We start from the raw sequence: 20,274 nt of genomic DNA, 5'->3' as shown, positions 1-20,274 counted from the left end.
CCTCACAGACAAAACCGGGCAGCTAAGCTCGGTTTTGTCTTTTACGTTTCAGTCAAAACAGCATCATGCGATGCCGTGGAACGCCGCGACATTGATAATCCAAACACCTCCGCGCCGTTAGTCATTATCGTGTCTCGTGGTAAACCGCCTCAATATTGTATCCGTCAGGATCAAGGATAAACGCGGCGTAATATCCGGGGTGATACTGAGGCCTGTATCCCGGCTCACCATCATCTTTTCCACCGGCCCGCAGCGCGATACTGTAGAATTCGTCTACTTCCTCTTTGTTTTTTGCACTGAAGGCAAGATGCATCCGGGGCGTGGAGGGAGTGCCCTGAGTGATCCAAAACGCGCCTCCTGGATCTGCCCCTTCATCGGGTCGGGCAGGACCAAAACCTGCTGCCCTATCCGGGATTTCAAGCCGGACAATATGACCAAAGCTTGCCAGAACTTGCGTGTAAAACAGTTTACTGTCTTCAAGATTGGTGACACAGAATCCGGTGTGATCAATCATTCTTATACTCCTGTCAGCAAAGAAGAGTATGCAGTAAAACATTCAACCACCGGATGATGTTTGATTTGGCATAAGAACAGGTGATTATGTCAGCGCTATTTCTGTGTGACATTATTCACGCGGGTCCACTGCAATAGCTATTATGGGAGATTATGGTGTCAAAGATGATAGTGTCAAAACACTGATTTATATCTGTCTTGCTGGCAATGCCGTTAAAAACACGCTTAAAGAAACAAGTATCATTATTTGTTCGAAAATACCTACTCAGTTGATTAAGAGTATTTCAAGGAAACTATTTTTGCCATCAACAAGAAAGTTGGCTTTAGGTTCCTGACTAAACTCGGGGACAAGGTAGAAATTTAGTCCAAGTATCTGCATCTCAGACAAATTAAAAAGAAACCGAATATGATTTCCCCTTCAGATTTAAAAGAATTTTTACTTTAAAATCAAATAATTAAATCAATATCACGTCCAAAAACATCTTCCATTACCTTACTTCTCTAGCCTTTAAATTCATATAGTTAACAGCTAATTCGGAACCAATCGTAAAAATTTCGATACGTTTAATGCGTTCGGGTTATGTTTTGTAGCAAGGTACGATTAAGCCTGACTGTCAGCTATGAGCGGAGAGCGGAAGATTAGGATTCGGCTATTTTCTTGGCTTCCTTTTTCAGGAAGAATTACTATGTAGCATAACTTCTGTTATCCCAACCCTCCTCCGGATATATTGAGCATATGCGTAAATTACAGAAACTAATTGCAGCCGAATATACCAACCCTTCACCTCAATCCAATCTCCCTTCGACAGCGATACCTCGTATTGCATTAAAATGTCGAAATGATGAAGTTGCAGATGCACATATCCTCATAAAGCAGCTCAAAGCTGAGTTGGACACAGTTCCTGGTTGGGATGGAGATACACAGGATGACATCTGGAGGACCATCGAACTGTTCAGAGCAATCTTGGCGAAGGTAAGATAATAAATGATCTTGGCGACCGCCCCTTGCACGGAGATACCGCAAGGCTGTCAGGAAATTCACAGGACATTTCTGTCTAGAAGTAAGGGCTTTTCTGCTTTGCGTAGACATTGCCGTGCTCGAGGTGCGGGCGTTAGCAGCAGTTCTCATCACGGGTGCAGAATGATTAAAGTCGCAATGAGTTAATCAATGGGGAGAAGGTCACTGTCGTTCTGTCCGGGCAGCTTTTTTTGCCTGCAAATATACCTGATCATTGAAGCTGCTTGATTTCGTATTGTTTGGGGGCATACTCACGACATAAACTTCAGACTTTCGCTTGAACATTTCTATGTATGGCAATGTTCATCAACAAATGGAGGTGTTCATGGGCTGGGAACTTCATATCGTAAGAACAGAAAATTGGTTTGATAGCGCAAGTAATCCAATTAAAAGTGAACAATGGATTCAGCTTATTAATAATGATGAAGAATTATCAATAGATAAAAAGAATGGTGGTTTCTTTGCTATATGGAGTGGACATCCGTCACATGATGAATCCTGGCTTGGTTGGGATGATGGGCGAATTTATACCAAGCAACCCGACGAGGCCTTATATTGTAAGATGTTACAGATAGCGAACAAGCTTGATGCAGTTATTGTCGATGATGATGATCACAAATATTTATTACCGAGTGATCTGAAAAATCCATCTTGGGCTAACTCATCCACCAACACTAAAAAAAATTCATTGTGGCGCAAGTTAATTTCAAAACTATACCCAAGATGATTAAAGCATAAAATAAACAAGAGGACAAAATGAGTAAAATGCTTGCAATCCTAGTTGGTGCTTTGTTTTTCTCTGGAATAGCAAATGCAAATGATAATTACATTCCTATACTATATAACTTATCAACCATATTCGATTTCAATCCCGTAAAAGGTCCAATAAAATCACTAGATGAACATGTTGTAGCTAATGGAAAGGAAATTCAAGAGATCAAGCTTGAATTTGATAATGGTTTTTGCGTTGAGAATTTAACTATTAATAGGCCAACTGAGGGCTACTCTCTTCAGCTGAAATTAAATGGTGGTATTCTTGAGGGGCAAAAAAATGGGAAGCCATTTTTCATAGAATTGTCTAAGGACTGCAACCTTCATACAGTAAATGAAAATGGTGACAAGATGGAATACACACTAAATTCTAATGGGATGATAAAAGATACATTCTATTTAGGAGGTAAAATATCTGAACATTTTTATGATAAAGAATCAAATTTGGTTCGTTCAGTATTTCTATCTGAAGATAAAATACTTTCAAAAAACGAAGTTACCTATGCAGATAGTCATGAGCGGCCTCTAGACTATAAGATAACAAATTTCTCGGGTAACTCAGGTGGATTCATCGCCACAAATTCCTGTAAATACTCAGAACAGCTCGTACCGACGCTGTGCCAACTGACGGTGCAGAAGACCGATTCACCGCCTCCAAGACCAACAAAAATGACGGTGAGCACAAAAGTAGAATTTTATTAAGCGCAACTTTCACTCTTCCGTCGGAATCCACCCTTTTTCCGATGGAAGACAGCAGACCAGATGTGCAAATGATATAATTGCCCTCCAATAATTAATCAAGGGAGAAATTCTCGTTATAGCGTAATCATCACTAGAGTACAGTTTAGTCTGCATTGAAATTGGATATCATAACCGCCCACCGTTCCCGAAACAGGCCAAATATAAACACCATAATATGAGGATGGAATAGCACCATAATAATTAACTGAATTTACTTTCAGTGTACGATTAGCATCCAAATAAGGTTGATTATAAACAAACCCACCAAGCGCCCATTGGCCACTGCTATCCGTTCCAGCGTATCAATGAAAAGAAAGACGGCGAATAAGTGGCTTTACCACGGCTCTTACGTGCTAGGGTTTTGGCAACACCACTTACCGTGAGGTGCATCGTGAATGAATACAACTATCAGCAAATGGTTGAGCAATCGCTGGAACAATATGACAGTTTGCTAATATCGGATCCTGACGAACAAGAGGAGTTAGGCAAGCGGATTGAGTTTCTGCGCCATCATTCGAAAATACTCAATGCCTTTAAATCCGCTGTAAAGAATGGCTGTTTTATTGCAGGTGCAAGTAGCAATTATCTTGCGGCACTTACCGAAACAGCAGACATGGAACTCTACTTGGGTCATGTACAGGAGGAAATATTTCTCCGTGTTGCCAAAGCAGAAAGAGCCATGGAGTTAGATGCAACACAAAGCACCTTCATAGACTAAGAATAATAATCGCGATAATTATTTGATAGCCTTTTCAATAAAAATTGCTCTGCAATTAGCAAGGAATTCATTCTTTGTTGCTATTGGATCTGCTTTAATCTCAGCCCCCATTTCTGGGTTAGCCTTAGCCTGATTCAATATCGATCTTAAATAGTAATAAGCCGATTTATTAAATTCAGCATCAGCAGATTTTCCTATTTTTTTATTGAAATCATCCCAAACGCTAACACCTGCGGCGATAGCAAACTCGTCTGATTTTCCTTCACTGAAATAAGCTTTTAGTGTTTGAAAACCGGCAAGGCAGTTTGTATCTAATATCGTTAGAGTCTTGTACCAAGATGCCTCTGATTCTTTGCCTTCACATCCGGTCAGACGATACGCGATACACAAAAACAAGGGCAGGTCAGTATATCTTGAAGATATATAAAGTTTATTTGAACTGATGAAATTAGTGGTATTCCGGCTTCAGTCAGAAACCTTTTGGCCAATTGCTGAAAAATCATTTTCCAACTAAGTATTGCTAAATTAAGTTAGTAGCAACATAAAGCCTTGCGAATGTTGGGCATATACAGGAAACCCGATAGACAAGCATATAAAAGAGATAAAAACTCCATATTCAGTAGATGAATATTTCGCCACTTACATATTTCTACAACAAATGTCATGAAATAGAACCCAAAGTATCAACAAAGGTATTCACAAGAGTTATTGATTAATCGTTTAAATTAGTTGTGATACTTAAGAATGCCATGACACTCAAGTTTTCTAAGCGGATGTTATCTGATGTGGAGTATTTATGTTTATTAGTTAAGTGATTTTTCTCAGCTTTTAGTTAACGCTTTATCAATAAAATAGTGGTGATTAAATTTAAAACAAGGAGTAGTTTATGATAACAAAAGGTATTCTAGTGGCATTTGGGGTGTTTACCGTAACTTTACCTGCGCTCGCAGATAACAATCTTCATTTGGATTCGAAAAGTATTAAAACCAGCATTGGTTTCGGTCTTTTAGGTGGAGAGTCTAAAGAGTATGTCTACGACACTGATAATGGACAAAAAATAAGTGAATTAAATTGGAAGATTAAAAATACCGCTATCATTAAAGGGGATATATCTTGGGATGCCTTTAATTGGCTAACCTTAAATGCCAGAGGCTGGACATCCTTAGCATCCAGTTCTTCTGGGATGGATGACTATGACTGGTTAACTCCAGGGCAGAATAACTGGTCAGACTGGTCTACCCATCCTAATACACAACTGAATCATGCCAACGAGTTTGATGTAAATGTAAAAGGATGGATTCTTAATACACCTGAATATCGTATCGGAACAATATTCGGCTATCAAGAAACTAGATTTAGCTGGGCAGCATCCGGAGGTAGTTATAATTATAACAATGGCACTAATATTGGGGTATTCCCCCCTAATGCACCGGGTATAGGTTATAATCAACAGTTTAGTATGCCCTACGTAGGACTTGCCGGTATATATCGATATCAGAATTTTGAATTTAATGCATTATTGAAATTCAGTCCTTGGGTTACGGCAAAAGATAACGATGGACATTATATGCGAAATCTTACTTTCCGCGAAAAAACCAACAACTCACGGTATTATTCCGCCACTGTAGATGCAGGCTATTACGTAACACCTAACACTAAATTTTATACGGAATTAAGTCTTAGTAAGTATGAAGAAGGCAAAGGAGGTACCGAAATTATCAATAGGGCCACTGGAGAAAAGGCTTACTTAGGTGGTGATGCTGCCGGGATAGAAAACATGAATTACACTGTATCTGTCGGTATGCAATACCAATTTTAATTTAGAAAGCTAAACCATTCAGCTGGCTTTCTATCAACAAATAGCAGATTAAAACAATCACAATTAAAGAGTTTCTCAAACCTCGCTAGTACGGGGTTTTTTATTACCCATTAGCACGAGAATACCGCAAGTCATTATAATAATGTCCCATTACAGCAAATCAGATGAGCGATGAGACAGGGTATCCAATGGCTCAATAAATTCTGAGTCAGTATCACTAAAGGCTATTTTATTGAAACATTAAAGACAAAACCGGGCTTAATAGCCCGGCTTGTTTACTTCTGTTTTTTAGTCAATATTAGAAGCTGTATTTCACCCCTAACATCACTGCGGTATCGCTGTAGCCTTTGTTGCCCACTTGTTGGCCGACATTACCCCAGAGATTTACATTCTTATTGATCTGGCCTTCCACACCGAGTTTTAGTTCACCAATATTGGCAGCACCGGCTTGTTTCACCGTCATGCCATCCATGGTGGTGCCAAAGTCTTTGGTGTTATGGATCCAGTTGGCTTCCACAAACGGCTGGAATACCCGGTCTTTACCTTTATCCTGATCGGCGTAGCCGTTCATAAAGGCTTTCACTCCGAGGCGGGTCTGGATATTACCCTCACCTTCACCTGAGACACGCGTGCCATTGGCTTCTTTGTGATCATCAGCTTTGACGCCCATCCAGGTGACCTGCGCTTTCGGTTGGATAAAGTAACTGGCATTTTTCGCCGCATTTTCACCGACTTTAAAGGTATAGCCACTTTCAACTGAGGCGGTGACACCCTTGGATTTATACTTTTCAACTGCTAAATCCTGCCCATTGACGGTGTTATTAAACCAGCTATATTGCGCCCAGCTATCGACATACAGGCCAGTTTTATCCGCACTGTTGGCATACCAAGTGCCGTATACACCGGTGCTGTAACCGTCCACCGAGGCGCGGGCGCTGTAGCCCGACAGCCGTGATTCAGTGGTGCTTTTGCTGTTGCCGTAACCGGCCATCACACCCAGATGGAAACGATCTACACCATTGTGGCTCCACTGGGCAATATCACCCCCCAGTTGCATTACATAGCGGTTACTTTGGGTGTGTAATTGATCTTGCGTATCGCGAGAGCGGTTATGACCGCCTTCATTACGTAACCACAAACTGGTGACTTTGCGTTCGCCGGTCAGTGCATCAATATAGTGAGTTTCACCCAGACGGTCGTGCAGGCGGGTGACAAACATATTATTGGCAGCTGCGAGGTTAGCACTGTAACCACTGGCTTCCGGGCGCTCAATCATCACTGGCGAAGGTTCACCCGGAACACCGGGAATACCAGGCTCCGGCACACTTGTCGGGATCGAGCTTTGCAAATACCAGTTAGCTTCATTGCCGCCAATACCGCGCTCTAAGTAATAATCATAAGCCCCGGCGACAATGCGCCCGCTTTGAGTAAATTCACCCGCCGAATTACCGGCTACAGTAATCAGCTCAATGCCATTAAGAGTCTGTGCACCGCTACCGCCCAGATTGTTCACTTGTACATAGGTGTTGCCGGAGGTATTGCCGCCAATAATCAGTTTGTCTGTAACAGAGCCGTCATCTTCCAGTACCGAATTCATATTCAGCAGACCATTGTTACCAATATAATCGCCGATAATAGTTAAGGTGTTACCGCCAATACCGCCAAAATTCACAGCCCCACCATTATTTAGGGATTGGAGCGTCTGGTTGTAACCCTCTAAATCCAACGTACCGCCCGTATAGGTGGTGTAATCCGAAAGGGTACTGAATACATTGTCAGCACCGGCTTTAATACTGCCACCATTAACGATGGTGGCACCGCTATAGCTACTTGCAACAGACAATGTCAGAGCATGCGGGCCATTTTGTATCAGGCTACCGGTACTACCCAGATCGAAATTCAGCGAATAATCGGCACTGCGCTGGAAAATCAGCTCGCCTTCATTTTGCAGTGGCCCAGCACCCATAATGGTAGCCAGATCGTTAATTATTGTCTGACCGGTAATCTTGCCTCCGCTATATATATTTATATAGCCAAAACTATTTACCGTTGTGTTATGGGCTGTGCCACCACTGGAAATGGTTTGATTTCCATTACCATTTATAATGGTGTCATTAGCAACACCGTAGACTGATTGTCGCCCATTGTCATTTATCGTCGTGTTATTGGCCGTGCTATTACCGTAGACTAATTGATACCCACTGTCATTTATCGTGGCGTTGTTCGCTACTCCATCATTGTAGATAACCTGATACCCACTGTCATTTATCGTGGTGTTGTTCGCTATTCCGTTATTGTAGATAACCTGATACCCATCATCATTTATCGTTGTATCATTAGCCACACCATCGCTTCGGATAACTTGATACCCACGAGTATTAATCGTGGTGTTGTTCGCTGTCCCCCCATAGATATACTGATGCCCATCATTATTAACTGTGGTGCCGTTGGCTACCCCACTGACATTCTGAGTCCCACGATTATTAATCATAGTGTCATTGGATATTCCTCCCACGTTGACATTCTGCTCCCCATCATTATTAATCGTGGTGCCATTGGTTGCCCCTCCCTCGTTGACATTTTGCTTCCCAGGAGACGAAAACGTACCGTAAATAGTAGTTTCATTGGCAATACCGCCCATTCCTATATTTTGTACATCACCGATATCAAGAACTTCACCGGTAACTACGTTACCAATAACTTCAGGCGTAAATGCCGCGAATGCAGGGGTATGGCTCAACGCCGCACAAATAAGAATGGCTAATGCTGACACCTTGGTTTGAGGATGCTGATGTCTTGATTCCGCTCTGCGAACAAAAGTCACAGAGCGATTAGTGGGATTTTTGGGATTTATATTCATATCTAAAAGACCTTTTATAATAATGTTTGATTCAGATTTCACTGGTGAATTAAGATGAGTCGGCGGTAACTTCATAGTATTCCGTCGATAAATTAGTTCAGACGTAGTCCTGTGATGATGTTTTAATAAAAAACAAACTTAAAATTAACATATATTAAATAATTAAATTCAAAAACCGACATATATTCACCATCATTACTAACATGTAGGAAATTTATTATTAATGCACATTAAGTTAACCACTTCAGAGTGGATATAAGATGAGGCCATTTATTTGTAGGAAATATCCCAAGTTAAAGATGATTTATTATGAATACATTATTCATCATTGGGTTATGAGGGGCATTGGAAGGTAAATTATCTTTTGCTATACCCATTTAATGGACAATAAATTGCGCCCACCAGTCAGATCCGTAGTTCCACATTAATGAGTCATGAACATCAACAAACTCTAATTCAGAAACTGGAAATCCGAGGTAATTAGCTCGCGTTTTTATCTGTGTAAAACGACCGCACATGTGGCATTGCTACGCCCTTTCCTACTGAAGAAAGACCAATGACCAAACTACTGACATTAGAAGAATGGGCACAAGAAATCTACAAAAGTAAACAGCCAACGCCCCAAACACTCCAGTGCTGGGCAAGAGGCGGCAATATTTACCCTGCCCCTGAAAGCATGGGTGAGAAGTTGGGTTCAACACAGCATGGCACTGGCGCTTATTACTGGCCAGCGTCGGGATGATGTGCGGCAGTTGAGAAAAGGCGATGTACATGATGGGAAACTTTGGGTAATACAGGGTAAGACCGGTAATCAAATTGCTATATCACTCTCCCTGCGGCTGGAAATAATGAATACCACCGTTGGCGAGATTATAGAAAGGTGCATGAATGAAAGTAAAAGTGAATATCTAATAAGTTCGTCCAGTAAAAGTTCTGGCAGAAAACTCGGAGCCTTAAATGCAGACTCGCTCACCAAATCCTTTGTTAAAGCATTGAAGGCTACCGATCTGGTTTATGAAGTATCCCCTCCCAGCTTTCACGAGATCCGCAGTCTGGCATCGCGGCTTTATGAGGCAGAATACAGTAAGGAATTTGCTCAGAAACTACTCGGACATAAGTCAATGAAAATGACTAATGTGTACCTTGATTCACGTAAAAATGAGTGGATTCAGATTTAGGCCGAGTATGGGATTTCGGGGAAATTTCGGGGGATTTCGGGAGGGACAGAAAAAAACCACTAGAATCAATAATTTAAAAAGAGACCGAATACGATTCCTATATTCGGTCTAGGGAAATGGCTCTTGGGAGAGAGCCGTGCGCTAAAAGTTGGCATTAACGTAGGCTTACTCAGCCGTACCCTTTAAGAGTAGTCGAGTACATGTGTTTCGCCAGCTTAGCAACAGAAGTAATTAATAACGGTTGCAAACTAATTTAAATAAAAAAATCAGCCTACATGTCAAGAAAGGTAATTCTCTGTTAAATAGAAACTAATCTCTGCCATGGCAAATTGTCGAACTTACTTTTGGCATAAGGTCATAGCACGCTGTTGGAAAGGTTCCAAACTCATCTTTTGCCCAGTCTTCTCACTGTCATCCAATAATAAAATATCTAGCGGTTTCGCGAGAACGTGGCCTGCTTTCATCTGCTCAGTTGCAACATCATTGAGAGGATATTGCGCTAACGTGCTGGGATTTATCACAAACAAGGCACCACCTGAGCGGCATTCCAACATCACCTCCTCGCGGCTAAATGCCCATTGTTTACCAAATTCAAACTTGCTAACGGTAATTATCTTCCCGGCAGCAAAAGCATTTACAGATAGCATCAGTAACGATAACTTCAGCACAAAACCCTTCATTTTAATTATCCTCAATTAACTGATTGTTTTGATTTTCTCGTATACAAAGGAGTCGATGCAAGCTTTGTGCAATATCTACCAAATATAATTTGGCACTATAGCGGTGCCATCGTTGCAAAAATACTCACCAAAAGTAACACCACTGCGCCAAGAATAATTTCGGCGCAACTGTTTACAACCAACCAATAATGGGCTTTTACCGGTAACTTGCGCAGCATGGGAACAATCAGATAGCGGTTAATCACGGCGATAATAATCATAAACAACACCAATATTACTTTGCTGAGCAATAGCATCTGATAGGCAGACATCAGAGTTAAAGAGGTCTCCCGCAGTATAATAATGCTGTTAATAATGCCTGTGGCCAATACTAAGGCCACTGCCAGATGCCCCCAACTGGAAAACCGAATCAACGTTGTGATGGCTTCTCGTTTAACATCACGACTACGGGTATATGTCAGGCAAATGATCAATGCGGGCAAACATCCAACCCAATAACCTGCACTGAGTAGATGTATGATTTGATTGGTCTGATGAATCCATCCCAGCATGCCACCGTGCATTGCTGCATGCCCAGTAAATGCTAGACTGGCCAGTAATAGTGTTGAGCAACCGACCATTAGCCCATAGTAAAAACGAGTTGTGTTAAGTAATACAATCCACATGCATAAGATGGATAAGCCGAGATGCCATTGCCATATTTGGCCAAAGCGAGTGCTCAATACCGACCACCAGACGCTCAGTCTGTAGGTATCAGCCCAGCCATCGCCCATCATGCCTGCTTGGATAGCCAAAAGTGCGATAGCAGAGGCTAACCCTAGGAAAGTACTGAAAATAAGTAGCGGTGATAAGCGGCTTTTTAGTGTCGCGGAGAAACGATCTGGTGCTAATAAGGCGGTGAAGATACTGATGCCAAACATCAGCATCACCGCCAAAAAATGCAGAAAGCGACACAGAACGAATAGGGTCGCCAGAGACATATTATTTCACTGTGAAGCTGTATGTGCCTTTGGTTTTATGACCATCAACAGACACGACATGCCATGAAACATTATATTTCCCAGCTTTCAGTGCGTGATCGATCGGCAGAATGAGTTGTGTGTTATTTACCGGATCCAATTTTAGCTCGCCGGTTTTAACCACATTATTATCCGGGCCGGTCACTTTAACGCCACTGAAATTCAATTCAATCCCTTCAGAGAAGCCCAACGTCACTGCTTCTGGCGCTGAACCAATTGTGGTATCAGCGGCAGGAGACTCAATTTTCAAGTGAGCATGAGCCAGCGCCTGTTGGCTGGATAACCCGACAAATAACACAATGAGTGCCGAAAGCATGCGGCAAGAAGAACGTACTTTGCGAATAAACATAATATCCCTTAATCGATGGGGGAGAAGAATCAGTCTGCTACCAACCATATCCTATATTGGCAGCGCGAACCCCTATCACTTCCAGTCAATTGCACTACCTGTGAGGTAGGGCACAAAATAAAACGCCAAATTATGAGTGGCGATTGAAATATAACCAATTGTTGAGCGGCAATTAAGCTCACCCTACTCTTCTATCTTTAATCGCAAATGATAACGATTTGAATATGGCAAGTCGAGCAACCATAGCTAAACAATATGCTATTAGCACAAAACAATAAAATTAAGGGAAATAGTACGAATAAGCATGGCAGGGATACAGTAAAAAACCGCAGTTTCTGGCCCCACTAAGTGGTGGATAGAAACTGCGGTGATGATAAATCAAACCAAAAATTAGCCCTGAACGTGGCTTTGCGTTGCCATTGTTTTCAAGTCTTTATCGACGAAGAACAATGAATTGCCGCTGTTACCTACCAGCGCCAGTTTATCCAGAATAGATTTGAACAGTTTTTCTTCTTCATGCTGTTCAGCTACATACCACTGCAAGAAATTGAATGTAGAGTAATCGTGAGTGGTCATTGCAACATGGGCAAGTTCATTAATTTGGGTCGTGATTAATTGCTCGTGCTCATAGGTCAGTTTAAATACATCCGCCAGCGAAGCAAAATCTACCGGCGGCGCACTGATAGTGCCTAATACCGGCATAGAACCTGTGCCACTGAGATATTCAAACAAACGCTGCATATGTTGCATCTCTTCTTGAGAATGCTCTTTTAAAAATGCGGCGGCTCCTTCAAACCCTTTATCGCTGCACCAGGCACTCATCTGCAGATAAAGATTGGCAGAGTAAAATTCCAGATTCAGCTGCTCATTGAGCTTCTGTGCCATTTCTGTTTTCAACATAATAATTCCCTAATTTTTATAATGCAGGTAAGCAACGATTAACTTTGTGTATTATGCCAAGATAAAAACAAAATAAGAACACCCTATTCACATTAATATGTGATAAAAATAATAAATGATTTAATGCATTGATTATTAAAAGATTTATTTAATATTAAAACATTAAGTTAATTATTATAAGAATCATTCACATTACCGCAAGAATACTAAAAGGAATGATTATTATTTGAGGTTTGACCTAATAAATAATAACCATAAATTTACAAGGCTAATATTAACTCACGATAAACGATTTAATTTGACGTTCTTTAACCCCATTAGCTGCTTGCCAATATCTGCCAGCTGCATTACCTTTTGCGGCATAACCGCCCACGCGCCACGAAGGAGAAGACAATGGGATACAACCTGGCTGAGCTTTCTGACGAAGAAACAGCAAAAATGAATGTTGATTTGGCCGCCTCAGGTGTTGCATTTAAAGAGCGCTACAATATGCCAGTCATAGCTGAAATGGTTGCGCGAGAACAACCTGACGAGCTGCGGGAATACTTTTTGCAACGCCTGGCGCACTACCGTAGCGAATCCAATAAATTCTCGCGCTTGCCGTATGAGCCAAAAATGAAGTCATAAATAGATGCTCCCGCAAGAGATCTGCGGGAGTTTGTCAGCGGCAACGGCTAGAGTTTTCGAGCAAATTTGTCAGTTGCAAGAATCAGTTGGTGCAAGATACCCGGTTCGTCAAAAGAATGCCCGGCACCTTCGACAATATGCAATTCAGCTTCCGGCCAAGCGTTGGCTAAATCCCACGCATTCTGTGGCTGACAAGCCATATCATAACGCCCGTGAATAATCACCGCCGGGATATGGCGAATGCGCGTGACGTTGTCCAGCAGTTGGTTATCGCTGTCCAAAAAACCTAAGTGGGTGAAATAGTGATTTTCAATGCGGGCAAATGCCAAAGCGAAGTCATCTTCACCAAATGAGGCCGAACTCTTGGTTGGTAATAAAGTGACGGTTTCACCCTCCCACAGACTCCAAATCTTAGCGGCTTCCAATTGTACTGCCTTGTCAGGTGAGGTCAGCCGCTTTCGGTATGCAGCAGTGACATCGCCCTGCTCCTCTGGCGATAAAATGGATAGCACGCGCTGCCATTTATCTGGGAAGAAACGGGAAGCACCGTCCTGATAATACCAATCCAACTCTTTTTTACGCAGAGTGAATATCCCACGCAAAACCATCTCACTCACCCGTTCAGGGTGGGTTTCGCCATAAGCCAACGCAAGTGTTGAACCCCAAGAACCACCGAATATCAACCACTTATCAACACCTGCCATCTTACGCAGCCGTTCGATATCCTCGACTAAATGCCAAGTCGTATTATTATCCAGACTGGCATGAGGCTTTGAGCGCCCACATCCACGTTGATCAAACAGTAATACTTTGTATTTGGTTGGGTTGAAAAGTTGCCGATGATAAGGCGCGATCCCGCCCCCAGGGCCGCCATGAATAAATACCGCGGGTTTACCCTCAGGATTACCACAAATTTCCCAGTAAATTTGATGACCATCACCCGTGTCTAATAAGCCACTATCGTAAGGTTCATACGCTGGATAAAGCCCACGCAATTGTTCCATTATTTTTCCATGTTTGTTAAGACATTAACGTTATCAAAGCCTATACAGCCCGCAGGGTCAACGATAAAACATTACATTTACGCCAATCAGCTCATTAATTCCATCAACAGGCGATAAATACACCATAACTTAATTAAATTTCAGGTGTTGAACCTCGACATGATCTGCGATAAACAGGAATAAGAGAAGAATATATTTAATAATATTCTTACTAAACAATAGATTAATTATGTCAGTGCTTTCTTCTCTTGCAACTCACCCTGATAAGGTGGTTAATAGGTGGGCGTACCAACCTAACCGAAGGTAAAGAGAGGCAAGCCATGAGTAAGGGAATGGACAGCAAAAAGAACGCGAAGAAAAAGCCACTAAAAACACCAGCTGAGAAAAAAGCTGAGAAACGCGCTAAAAAGTCATCTTCCTCTAGCGCAGAATAACGGATTTTTCGTCTCGTCAGTCAACCCGCCACGATAGGCGGGTTTTTTGTTGCTAATATTTAAGCATTATGGGGGGAATGAGAATGTATTTTCGTGTCATCGATACTGAGACTTGTGGCTTAGAGGGCGGGATAGTCGAAATCGCATCCATCGATGTGGTTGATGGAGTATTGAGCAACCCGATGAGTGACCTGGTTAGCCCTGACCGGCCTATCAGTATTGATGCGATGGTGATTCACCATATCACTGAAGAAATGGTGGAAGGCAAACCGCGAATTGCCGTCGCAGTAAGAAAATATCAGGATAGCCCTTATTATGTTGCTCATAATGCCCCCTTTGACCGCGGTGTGTTACCCGAAATGGGCGGTCAATGGATTTGTACCTTAAAACTCGCCCGTATGCTTTATCCTGATATTAAGCACAGCAATCAATATCTTCGTTACGCTTTACGCCTGAATGTTTCAGTGCCAGAGGGCCTTTATCCGCATCGTGCTTTATATGATTGCTATGTCACCGCTGCTCTGTTGCAACGCATAATACGAGACACAGGTTGGAGTGCTGAACAAATGGCGGAAATAACCCAACAACCATTGCTGTTGCAAACATTTAAGTTCGGAAAATATCGGGGAAAAAGTATTGAACAGATAGCCCGACAAGATCCGGACTATCTGCGTTGGATGTTATCCTCAATCACTGACCTTACGCCAGACATGCGCCATACCCTGACTTATTATCTGGCGTAGCCTGTCTTATTGAATCAAGCCAAAGAAAGAATGAAAGCATATTCTAAGGCGATGTCTTCATAAGCTTTAAAGCGCCCTGATTTGCCACCATGGCCCGAATCCATATCGGTATAAAGCAATAATTGGTGGTCATCAGTCTTCATTTCCCGCAGTTTTGCGACCCATTTTGCAGGTTCCCAATATTGAACCTGCGAATCGTGTAACCCGGTGGTCACCAGCATGTGCGGGTAATCTTGCGCTTTGACTTGATCGTATGGGCTGTATTGCTTGATGTAATCGTAATAGGCTTTATCGTTCGGATTACCCCATTCATCATACTCACCAGTCGTTAGAGGGATGGATTCATCCAGCATTGTGGTGACCACATCAACAAATGGCACCTGCGCCACAACGCCTTTGTATAATTCAGGGGCCTGATTAATAACTGCGCCGACTAATAAGCCGCCTGCGCTCCCGCCCATAGCAAAAACACGATTAGCATCACCATAGCCCCTGGCGACTAATGTTTTAGTAACATCGATAAAATCATTGAATGTATTTAATTTATTGAGCAACTTGCCATCTTCATACCATTGCTGCCCTAATTCTCCCCCGCCGCGAATGTGCGCCAGTGCAAAGACAAAACCACGGTCCAACAGGCTTAAGCGGCTACCACTGAATGCCGGATCCATGCTGCTGCCATAAGAACCGTAGCCGTAGACCAACAGCGGGTTACCTCCTGAGACAAAGTGCTCACGGTGATAAACCAATGAAACCGGTACTTTGACTCCATCCGATGCTGTAACCCAAATCCGCTCACTGCGATACTTTTCTGGCGTGAAATTCTTCACTTCCTGCTGCTTGAGCAACTGACGGGCTCCGGTATCCATATTAAGTTCATACATGGAACTTGGTGTGGTCATGGAAGAATAGCCATAGCGCAACAGTTCAGTTTCCGGCTCAGGGTTATACGCCAGCCAGGTGACATAGGTAGGGTCATCAAAAGTAATCGATTTTTCTTCGCGAGTGGCCCAGTGAATTTGCCGCAAATGCGTCAGCCCTTCACTCCGTTCTTCCACCACCAGCCAATCGCGGAATAAGCTGAAACCTTCCAACATCACATCCGTTCTCGGCGCAATTAATGATACCCACTGAGATTCATCAGCGAAATCAGTTTGCGCTTTACCTGCTTCGGCTATTTTGTACAGGCCGAAATTTTTGCCATCTTTATTTGAGCGCAAGTAAAAATGCTGTTTATAGTGATCCAAACCGTATTCATGGTCTTTGCGGCGTGGCGCAAACATCAATGGGACCGGTTCGAGTTGATCGGCATCCAACAGTAAAATTTCAGATGTTGTGGTGCTGCTCAAATGGATAACAATAAAACGCTCAGACGTGGTTTTTTCCAAGCCGACATAGAAAGTGTCGTCAGTTTCCTGATAAATCAGTTGGTCTGATGCGGGGTCAGTTCCCACTACGTGGCGATAGACCTGATAAGGCAATAACGTTTTTTCATGTTTACGCACGTAATACAGCGTTTTTGAATCATTAGCCCACTCAAAGCTACCCGACGTATTACTGATCACTTCCTGCTGCCAAGTATCACTGTGTAAATGCTTGACGCGGATATCATATTGGCGTCGTGATAAGAAATCCTCAGCAACCGCTAACAGCTGATTATCTGGGCTAACATCCAAGCCCCCCAACGTGTAAAACTCACTGTCCGCAGCGCGTTGATTTCCATCCAGTAATGTTTCCCAACTGCTATCAGCCCAAACGGGCTGACGCACGTAAATGGCATACTCATTGCCCGGTTCAAAACGCGTTTGATAACGGTAGCCATTACGGGTATAGGGGACAGATTCTTCTTGCGGCGGAATGCGGGAAACCATTTCCTGATACAGCGTTTCACGTAGGGGTTGTTGCGGTTTCAAAACCGCCTCGGTGAAATCATTTTCAGCTTGCAGGTAGCTCAGAACATCAGCGTCAGTGCGCTCATCATCACGTAGCCAGTAATAATCATCTGTACGGACGTCGCCGTGCATCGCCATCGGATAAGGGCGTTTATCAGCCTTTGGAGGTATGGTCATTAGTTGAAGTATCCATCTGTGTTCGTTACCGCGAGAGTGACACGATTACTTGTTGATGCCAAGCAGTAGCACATGCCTTTAGTTTAGTCTAAGGGGGCTAATCCAATGATAAACAAGATGATAAACAGGGGCAGGTAATGTTAGCACCCGCACCTGTTTAGGGATGATTAATTTAATTCCAGCGGTACGGCGTCAGGTGCGCAAAGTATAGGTAATAGTGCCGGCTTTACAGTCGAGTACAACCTGGTAAGTTTTATCGCCTTTTCCGCCACGAGCAGTCAAAGGAACCTGCCAGATATCATCTTTGCCTGTAATATCTACTGCGCTAATCCACACCACCGGACTGTCCGTGCCCAACAATTTCTTATCTGCTTCCCAACGCGTTATACGGTTTTGTAGAAAATCCCGTTTAACTTGAGTCGCTACTTGAGACTGATTTAGCCCGGTACAAGTCGGGACTTTTGCTACCCGCGGTTCCTGAGCCTGTACGCTACTGATGACACCAGCCAATGCGGTGAAGACTATCAAGGCGAATCCTATCTTTCTCATTATTCCTCCAGATATTATTATTTCTATCTTAGGCTGGAACAATGATTGAAAGGTAGGTTACAGAGTGAATAGCGCTAAAGTGTTAAAGTATTCACGCTATTTAATTAACACCGAGTAAATTCAATCACGTAGAACTGTTCCAGCCCCGGATAGATATCCTTAATCACTTTTTTCAGTTCATCCAACGACATATTTTCTTGCTCCGCATGGCGTTCCGTCAGTGCATCCAATGTGATCGGAGTGACAGATTTGACCAAAATGTGGCAGAAAAATACGCCGTCTTCATAACGACATACGCGCAGGATTTCTTCTGGGCGAAAATCGGATTCACTGCTATCCCGGATGGTTATCGTTTTACGATCAGCCAGAATATCCGCCTCAAAACGGCGAAAGAAGGTGATTTCACGATTCATTTTAGATCCTTTTTTCACTTTCTGCCGAAACCGGACAGATTAAGCGGCTTGATTTTCTTCAGGTTTGGCTTTTTTCTCTGGCGCAATTTTTTCTACTTTCGCTTTTGGCTGCCCATCGGCGGATGCCGTCGGGTTAGCGCCACGCAGAATTTGCCCTAATGCGTCTTTGTTCTCTGCAAGGAAGAAGCTCAAGGCCTCGCGTTGCTCTTCTTCAAGTGTTAAAGGTGACTGTGACAACCACTCAGACAAATTGTCAGCCAAATCCAGCATTTTATCGTAGGCATCGGCTTCTTTTTTGGTTGTGAAAGTCATTTTTTCCTCACCCTGTCTTACCACGACGAATTTTATTTCAACGGCCATTGATACGCGTCCTCTTCACTTACAGATAACTGTACATAAACACAGTATAGTGTGATGTATTGGGGCGATGCAACTGTCATCGCCTTCCACTGTGATTATTTTAGTAAACGGGCTTTACAGTTTTTGCCTTTGATCTTGCCTTGCTGTAACTGTTGCAGTGCGCGTTTAGCACTCGCTTTGCGAATAGCGACATAAGCATGGACCGGGAACATATCGATTTTACCCACATCCGCGGCAGTCAGGCCGGCATCACCGGTTAAAGCACCCAGAATATCGCCGGGGCGGATTTTAGCTTTGCGCCCACCGTCAATGCACAACGTCACCATTTCGGGTTCTAACAGTGTGTTGGCGCTGCGGCTCACCTGCTCAGTGGGTGTCCATTTCAATTTCATTTGCAGATAATCTTCAATGGCGTGCGCGCGGGTCATTTCCTGCGGCGTGCACAGGCTCACGGCCAGACCGCTCATCCCCGCCCGCCCGGTACGGCCAATGCGGTGCACATGAACTTCAGGATCAAACGCCAATTCGAAATTGACCACCAGTTCCAAGTCTTTAATATCCAAACCACGGGCGGCAACATCCGTCGCGACTAATACCCGGCAACTGCGATTGGCAAAACGCACCAGAACCTGATCACGGTCGCGTTGCTCTAAATCCCCGTGCAAGGCCAACACGCTAATGCCACGGGATTCCAGTGCTTCATAGACACTCTGACAATCTTTTTTGGTGTTACAAAACACCACACAAGATGCGGGTTGATAGTGACTGAGAACCGAGATTAACAGCGGTAACCGTTTTTCGCGGGTGGTTTCGAAAAAGACTTGTTCAATAGCGGGGGCTTCGTCACCATCATCAACTTCAACATTGATGGGCTGGCGCTGAACCCGCGCACTGATTTGCTCAATACCGGCCGGATAAGTGGCCGAGAACAGCAATGTTTGGCGTTGCGGTGGGGTATATGAAATCACATCATCAATAGCATCGGTAAAGCCCATATCCAACATGCGATCGGCTTCGTCCAACACCAGAATTTTGAGATAGTCCAGCACCAACGTTTTCTTACGTAAATGCTCCTGAATACGGCCCGGCGTGCCGACAACAATATGGGGCGCATGCACCAGAGAGTCCAGCTGATGGCCCATTGGTTGGCCGCCGCATAAAGTCAGGATTTTAATGTTTTGAGTAAAACGAGCTAATCGGCGCAACTCTTTGCTTACCTGATCAGCCAGTTCTCGGGTTGGACACAGCACCAAGGCTTGGGTAACAAACTCACCCACAGCAATTTTGTCCAGCAAACCAATGCCGAATGCCGCAGTTTTACCACTGCCGGTTTTGGCTTTTGCCCGAACATCCTGCCCATTGAGGATTGCCGGCAGTGCTGCGGCCTGTACCGGTGTCATCTCGGTATAGCCAAGTTCATTAAGATTGGACAACTGCTCAGCTGGCAGTGTCAGGGAAGAAAAGGAAGTTGTGCTCACGGCAGTAACTCTTATAACTGGATGGAATGGC

Annotated in this window: 21 protein-coding genes; 8 read left to right on the top strand and 13 right to left on the bottom strand. The window is 43.4% G+C overall.

Annotated features, from left to right (window positions below):
- Positions 1–124: 124 nt before the first annotated feature.
- Positions 125–514: a VOC family protein gene (locus F0T03_RS09540; RefSeq protein ID WP_159678051.1), complete on the bottom strand. Its 390-nt coding sequence runs from the start codon at positions 512–514 to the stop codon at positions 125–127.
- A gap of 1,342 nt (positions 515–1,856) precedes the next feature.
- On the opposite strand from F0T03_RS09540, the gene F0T03_RS09535 reads away from it, so the two are divergent.
- The 3 genes from F0T03_RS09535 to F0T03_RS09525 all read left to right on the top strand — a co-directional run bounded on the left by F0T03_RS09535 (position 1,857) and on the right by F0T03_RS09525 (position 3,761).
- Positions 1,857–2,258: a hypothetical protein gene (locus F0T03_RS09535; protein ID WP_145555496.1), complete on the top strand. Its 402-nt coding sequence runs from the start codon at positions 1,857–1,859 to the stop codon at positions 2,256–2,258.
- A 29-nt stretch (positions 2,259–2,287) separates the two neighbouring features.
- Positions 2,288–3,004 (top strand): YnfC family lipoprotein, encoded by a 717-nt coding sequence (locus tag F0T03_RS09530; protein WP_159678048.1) that lies wholly within the window; start codon positions 2,288–2,290, stop codon positions 3,002–3,004.
- Between the two features lie 430 nt (positions 3,005–3,434).
- Complete coding sequence (locus F0T03_RS09525; RefSeq protein ID WP_159678045.1) at positions 3,435–3,761, top strand: hypothetical protein; 327 nt, start codon at positions 3,435–3,437, stop codon at positions 3,759–3,761.
- An 18-nt stretch (positions 3,762–3,779) separates the two neighbouring features.
- On the opposite strand, the gene F0T03_RS09520 is transcribed toward F0T03_RS09525, so the two are convergent.
- Positions 3,780–4,157 (bottom strand): hypothetical protein, encoded by a 378-nt coding sequence (locus tag F0T03_RS09520; protein ID WP_145555494.1) that lies wholly within the window; start codon positions 4,155–4,157, stop codon positions 3,780–3,782.
- A gap of 493 nt (positions 4,158–4,650) precedes the next feature.
- Here F0T03_RS09520 and F0T03_RS09515 point away from each other — a divergent pair, with 493 nt between their 5' ends.
- The gene (locus F0T03_RS09515) at positions 4,651–5,580 is read left to right on the top strand and encodes an omptin family outer membrane protease (RefSeq protein ID WP_374757591.1); all 930 of its coding nucleotides are present in this window, start codon (positions 4,651–4,653) and stop codon (positions 5,578–5,580) included.
- Between the two features lie 298 nt (positions 5,581–5,878).
- Here F0T03_RS09515 and F0T03_RS09510 read toward each other — a convergent pair whose 3' ends face one another.
- Positions 5,879–8,440, bottom strand: a complete 2,562-nt coding sequence (locus F0T03_RS09510) for an autotransporter outer membrane beta-barrel domain-containing protein (protein WP_159678043.1) — start codon at positions 8,438–8,440, stop codon at positions 5,879–5,881.
- 556 nt (positions 8,441–8,996) lie between these two features.
- Here F0T03_RS09510 and F0T03_RS21840 point away from each other — a divergent pair.
- Positions 8,997–9,182, top strand: coding sequence for an excisionase (locus tag F0T03_RS21840; RefSeq protein ID WP_159678040.1), 186 nt, complete (start codon positions 8,997–8,999; stop codon positions 9,180–9,182).
- Positions 9,145–9,618 (top strand): tyrosine-type recombinase/integrase, encoded by a 474-nt coding sequence (locus F0T03_RS09500; protein ID WP_159678037.1) that lies wholly within the window; start codon positions 9,145–9,147, stop codon positions 9,616–9,618. Before F0T03_RS21840 ends, F0T03_RS09500 begins: the two co-directional genes overlap by 38 nt.
- Positions 9,619–9,956: 338 nt before the next feature.
- Here the strand turns inward: F0T03_RS09500 and F0T03_RS09495 are convergent, their stop codons facing one another.
- The 4 genes from F0T03_RS09495 to ftnA form a co-directional block, all read right to left on the bottom strand.
- Positions 9,957–10,298: a YebY family protein gene (locus tag F0T03_RS09495; RefSeq protein ID WP_162526926.1), complete on the bottom strand. Its 342-nt coding sequence runs from the start codon at positions 10,296–10,298 to the stop codon at positions 9,957–9,959.
- A 95-nt stretch (positions 10,299–10,393) separates the two neighbouring features.
- A complete protein-coding gene (gene copD / locus F0T03_RS09490; RefSeq protein ID WP_159678034.1) occupies positions 10,394–11,278 on the bottom strand; it encodes a copper homeostasis membrane protein CopD in 885 nt (294 codons plus the stop codon).
- 1 nt (position 11,279) lies between these two features.
- Positions 11,280–11,666 carry a CopC domain-containing protein YobA gene (gene yobA / locus F0T03_RS09485; protein ID WP_159678032.1) on the bottom strand — a complete coding sequence of 129 codons (387 nt, stop codon included), beginning with the start codon at positions 11,664–11,666 and terminating at the stop codon, positions 11,280–11,282.
- Positions 11,667–12,056: 390 nt separating this feature from the next.
- Positions 12,057–12,566, bottom strand: a complete 510-nt coding sequence (ftnA, locus tag F0T03_RS09480) for a non-heme ferritin (RefSeq protein ID WP_145556386.1) — start codon at positions 12,564–12,566, stop codon at positions 12,057–12,059.
- 393 nt (positions 12,567–12,959) lie between these two features.
- Between ftnA and F0T03_RS09475 the strand changes: the two genes are divergently transcribed.
- Entirely contained in the window at positions 12,960–13,193 is a 234-nt protein-coding gene (locus tag F0T03_RS09475) for a DNA polymerase III subunit theta (RefSeq protein WP_145555379.1), read from the top strand.
- Between the two features lie 47 nt (positions 13,194–13,240).
- Here F0T03_RS09475 and pip read toward each other — a convergent pair whose 3' ends face one another.
- Complete coding sequence (pip, locus tag F0T03_RS09470) at positions 13,241–14,197, bottom strand: prolyl aminopeptidase (RefSeq protein WP_159678030.1); 957 nt, start codon at positions 14,195–14,197, stop codon at positions 13,241–13,243.
- 517 nt (positions 14,198–14,714) lie between these two features.
- Here pip and exoX point away from each other — a divergent pair.
- Positions 14,715–15,374: an exodeoxyribonuclease X gene (gene exoX / locus F0T03_RS09465; protein ID WP_145555377.1), complete on the top strand. Its 660-nt coding sequence runs from the start codon at positions 14,715–14,717 to the stop codon at positions 15,372–15,374.
- A gap of 14 nt (positions 15,375–15,388) precedes the next feature.
- On the opposite strand, the gene F0T03_RS09460 is transcribed toward exoX, so the two are convergent.
- The 5 genes from F0T03_RS09460 to dbpA form a co-directional block, all read right to left on the bottom strand.
- The gene (locus F0T03_RS09460; protein WP_159678028.1) at positions 15,389–17,443 is read right to left on the bottom strand and encodes a S9 family peptidase; all 2,055 of its coding nucleotides are present in this window, start codon (positions 17,441–17,443) and stop codon (positions 15,389–15,391) included.
- 192 nt (positions 17,444–17,635) lie between these two features.
- Positions 17,636–17,992, bottom strand: a complete 357-nt coding sequence (gene yebF, locus F0T03_RS09455) for a protein YebF (RefSeq protein ID WP_162526925.1) — start codon at positions 17,990–17,992, stop codon at positions 17,636–17,638.
- Between the two features lie 104 nt (positions 17,993–18,096).
- The gene (gene yqfB / locus F0T03_RS09450; RefSeq protein ID WP_145555374.1) at positions 18,097–18,405 is read right to left on the bottom strand and encodes a N(4)-acetylcytidine aminohydrolase; all 309 of its coding nucleotides are present in this window, start codon (positions 18,403–18,405) and stop codon (positions 18,097–18,099) included.
- A 39-nt stretch (positions 18,406–18,444) separates the two neighbouring features.
- Complete coding sequence (locus F0T03_RS09445) at positions 18,445–18,765, bottom strand: YebG family protein (RefSeq protein WP_145555373.1); 321 nt, start codon at positions 18,763–18,765, stop codon at positions 18,445–18,447.
- Positions 18,766–18,860: 95 nt separating this feature from the next.
- Positions 18,861–20,243 carry an ATP-dependent RNA helicase DbpA gene (gene dbpA / locus F0T03_RS09440; protein WP_159678026.1) on the bottom strand — a complete coding sequence of 461 codons (1,383 nt, stop codon included), beginning with the start codon at positions 20,241–20,243 and terminating at the stop codon, positions 18,861–18,863.
- Between the last annotated feature and the right edge of the window lie 31 nt (positions 20,244–20,274).

The organism is Yersinia canariae (assembly GCF_009831415.1).
Lineage (GTDB): Bacteria > Pseudomonadota > Gammaproteobacteria > Enterobacterales > Enterobacteriaceae > Yersinia > Yersinia canariae.
Note: the sequence above shows the minus strand (reverse complement) of the source record. Positions and strands in the feature narration are given on the sequence as shown.